Origin of the sequence: Lutibacter sp. (assembly GCF_021647475.1) — a bacterium.
Taxonomy (GTDB): Bacteria; Bacteroidota; Bacteroidia; order Flavobacteriales; family Flavobacteriaceae; genus Lutibacter.
In genome coordinates, this window is the sequence record NZ_JAKIUR010000098.1 from 1 (window position 1) to 3,933 (window position 3,933).

General features: G+C 28.5%; 5 protein-coding genes. All 5 read right to left on the minus strand.

The window, feature by feature from the left end; all coding sequences use genetic code 11:
• Positions 1 to 357: 357 nt before the first annotated feature.
• Complete coding sequence (locus L3J60_RS13350) at positions 358 to 1,047, minus strand: hypothetical protein (protein WP_291976064.1); 690 nt, start codon at positions 1,045 to 1,047, stop codon at positions 358 to 360.
• A 224-nt stretch (positions 1,048 to 1,271) separates the two neighbouring features.
• Positions 1,272 to 2,204: a peptidylprolyl isomerase gene (locus L3J60_RS13355; protein WP_291976065.1), complete on the minus strand. Its 933-nt coding sequence runs from the start codon at positions 2,202 to 2,204 to the stop codon at positions 1,272 to 1,274.
• Between the two features lie 97 nt (positions 2,205 to 2,301).
• Complete coding sequence (locus L3J60_RS13360; protein WP_291976066.1) at positions 2,302 to 2,463, minus strand: hypothetical protein; 162 nt, start codon at positions 2,461 to 2,463, stop codon at positions 2,302 to 2,304.
• Between the two features lie 49 nt (positions 2,464 to 2,512).
• The gene (locus L3J60_RS13365; protein ID WP_291976067.1) at positions 2,513 to 3,385 is read right to left on the minus strand and encodes a nucleoside phosphorylase; all 873 of its coding nucleotides are present in this window, start codon (positions 3,383 to 3,385) and stop codon (positions 2,513 to 2,515) included.
• Between the two features lie 2 nt (positions 3,386 to 3,387).
• Positions 3,388 to 3,738 carry a translation initiation factor gene (locus tag L3J60_RS13370; protein ID WP_291976068.1) on the minus strand — a complete coding sequence of 117 codons (351 nt, stop codon included), beginning with the start codon at positions 3,736 to 3,738 and terminating at the stop codon, positions 3,388 to 3,390.
• Between the last annotated feature and the right edge of the window lie 195 nt (positions 3,739 to 3,933).

A 3,933-nucleotide genomic window follows, 5' to 3' on the forward strand; every position in this document is an offset into this window, starting at 1 on the left:
TGATTACTGTGTATACGAACATCAAATGTTAATTTACTGATGTCAATACCAATTGTTTGTTTAATTCTCATAACTTTGTATTTAAGTTTATTAAAATGGTTACGTTGACTAAAACCTTTATAAGGTATACCGACATCCATCGGATCTTAAATTCTATTTGGTCCTTGTAACCGGATTATAAAAGAATGGGGACTAATACGAGTGTTAGTTATCAAAAACTACGAACTGACCTAGTTCACCCCATTCTTTTTCTTTTAACAAATTTAGATGTTTTTATCAGTTTGCTAATCTAAAGGAATTGACGAAATTTTATCAGAATGCACAACGAGTTAAGAGTATAATATATTTAGGCTATTTTTACTTTGTCAATCGTTTAATAGTTCTTTTAGCTCTTTTGTTCCCTGAATCTAAAGCTAAAGATTTTTTATAATTTATAATAGCTTGTGCTGTATCACCTTTCTTCATATAAGCCTCAGCCAAACTATCATAAACATTAGAACTGTTTGGATATAAAGCAATATTGATGCTAAAAAGTTGAATTGCTTTTTTAAAGTTTTTTTTACGTAATTCTTTGTATCCGAAGGAATTGAAATTATTTTCCGTAATAGCACTGTCTAATGAATCCTTTTTTTGAATAGTTAAATAGGCTTGAAGTGCTTTATTATATTCGTCTTTTTTTAAATATTCACTAGGTATTTTTTCTGAATTGGATAGCTTTCTATAATTGAAAATTATTTTTTTTCCTTTTTCTTTTGGGACTAAAACTATGTATTCTTTTTTGTTAGCAGGATTTTTTAAAAACTGAATTTTTTCATTCATTTCTTTTACAAAAAAGGTGGTATCATTTACTTTAAGTGGTTTAATTGCAGTTGCTCCACGCCATTTTAAAAATAAAATATTTTCTTTAAAATAAACTTCGATTAATTCATCAGAATTGTACAAATAACGACCAGTTGTTGCTTTGATAAAATCATTACTATTTTTTGCATCTTTACAACTGATTATTAAAAGAATAGCAAAAATTGAGAGAAAGAATTTTAATTTCATAAGACTTTGAATGTAATACGTAAAAATAAAAAAAAACGTCTAAACGATTAACATTTAGACGATTTTAAAATGTATTTGTTACGATAAACTGTTGTGCATTTTAATTTAGTTAACACAAATGAATGTCAGTTTCGAGTAATTCTCGATACTAATTTTAAGCCTAAAAAGGCTAAAATTCACTCGTATTGACGAAATTTTATCATAATGTGCAACAGGTTACGATATTATTTTACATCCATTAATTCTACATCGAAAATTAAAATAGCATCTGGTGGAATTACTCCACCAGCACCTTGACTTCCGTAAGCTAAGTTTGATGGAATTACAAAACGTGCTTTATCACCAACTTTTAATAATTGGATTCCTTCATCCCAACCTTTGATTACTTGTCCAACACCAAGAGTAAAATCAATAGGTTGTTTACGGGTATAAGATGAATCAAAAACTTGACCGTTATCTAATTGACCTTTATAATGTACAGAAACGGTACTTCCTTTTGTAGCTTGTTTTCCATTGCCTTCTTTAATAATTTTATAACGCAAACCACTTTTAGTTTCATTATAACCTTCAGATAATTTGTTTAAAGCTTCTTGTTGTTCTTTTTTACCAGCTTCTTCTCTTTTTTCTTTAGCACCTTCAAAAGTTCTAAATGCCTCTACTGCATTAAAATTTTCAGCAGCTTCACCGACTCTAATAATTTCAACAGTATTAATTAAATCACCTTGGGCAATTGCATTTACAACATCTTGACCTTCAATTACATTTCCAAAAATAGTATGTTTATTATCTAACCAAGGAGTTGCAACGTGAGTAATAAAAAATTGACTACCGTTTGATGCTGGGCCAGAATTTGCCATAGATAAAACTCCTGGTTCGCTATGTTTTAAATCCGGGTGAAATTCATCTTCAAAACTATATCCTGGTGAACCAGTTCCGGTACCAAGAGGGCATCCACCTTGAACCATAAAATTAGGAATTACTCTGTGGAATTTTAATCCGTCATAATAAGGTGTTCCTTGTGGTTTTGCTGTATTTTCTAAATTACCTTCTGCCAAGGCAACAAAATTACCAACTGTTCCGGGTGTTCTTTCAAACTCTAAGTTTACTAAAATTTTCCCTTTTGAGGTGTTAAATTTTGCGTATAATCCGTTATTCATTTTCTATGTTTTTATAAGAATTGCAAAGGTACGTACTTAAATTTAATTGAAAAAAAAATCCGCCAATTGGCGGATTTTATATTTTATATATTTTTAACTAATCTAAAGTTGCAACAATAGTGTTAGTTTGCAATGGTGTAGTTTGCTGAATTTGGCTTGCATCACTAGTTAAACCACAACCTTTTTTGGTTGATTTACAAGAACTTAACAATACTAAAACTAGTACTACTTTTAAGAAATTAAAAATATAATTTTTCATTTGAAATCTGTTTATTTTTTAAAGATAACGAAAATATTTTAGAAATATTTTATGAAACCAATTTATCTAAAGTATATTTTATTAATTTTTCTACAGATGCTTTTGGGTTTTCACTAAAGGTTCCATTAGCACGATTGGCAATAATACAGTTCATTGAACAAGCATTATGTCCTAATAATTTTGATAATCCGTAGATAACAGAGGTTTCCATTTCTAAATTAGTAATTTTTACACCATTAAATTCAAAGTTATCAATTTTATGATTTAGTTCAGGATCTTGAATTGGTAATCTCAATACTCGACCTTGTGGACCGTAAAAACCAACTGCTGTAGCTGTAACTCCTTTAAAAATAATATCACTTTCTAATTTAGCTTCTAATTCACTACTGTTTGCTACAATATAAGGTCTAGCTTTTCTTGGACTCCAATTGGTATGTTTTATAAAAGCATCTTCAAATTTGGCATCTAAAATATCTTCACAAACATAAGAATGTAAAACTCCATCTAAACCTAGTCCAAATTTTGCTAATACAAAACTATCAACAGGAATATAATCTTGTAAAGAACCTGAAGTTCCAATACGAACAATATTTAGTTTTGTCAATTCTTTTTTGATAGTTCTAGTTTTTAAATCGATATTAACTAAAGCATCTAATTCATTCATAACAATATCAATATTATCAGGTCCAATACCGGTTGATAATACGGTTATTCTTGTTCCTTTGTAGGTTCCTGTTATGGTTTTGAATTCTCTTTTTTGAGTTTCAAATTCTATTGTGTCAAAGTGTTTTGCAATTTTTGGAACTCTATTTTGATCGCCTACAAAAATGATATTTTTTGCAAGATGTTCTGGTTTTAAATTTAAGTGATATACACTTCCGTCTGGGTTCAGAATTAATTCTGATGATTTTATTTTATTCATAATTAGCCGCCTATGCGTTTTACATTATATCCTTTTTTGGTAAGGATTTCTATTATTTTATTTCTATAATTTCCTTGTATAATTATTTCATTATCTTTTACACTTCCACCAACTCCACATTTGGTTTTTAATAGTTTTCCAAGAACTTTTAAATCTTGTTCACTACCAATAAAACCTTTAATTACGGTAACTGTTTTACCAGCTCTCCCTTTATTTGAAAAATGAGCTTCTAATTGTTGATTTTTGGGTGATAATGTTTCTATTTCTTCATTATTTTCATACTCAAAATTGTCATTTGTTGAAAACACAAATCCACCTAAATCTTCAAAATTATTTAGTTTTTTTTTACTCATTTTAAAAATTAAAAAAAGACTTTCAAAGATACGAAAACTAAGTCGAAAAAAACTTCTTTTTTGGTAAAAAACCAGGGCAAACTCACACTTTTTCTTTGATAAAAGCTAGATAATCAGTTGATTTATAGTTGTCAAAGTTATTAATTATTTGTATATTATACTGATAATCAATAATTTACATCAATGACATCAAGT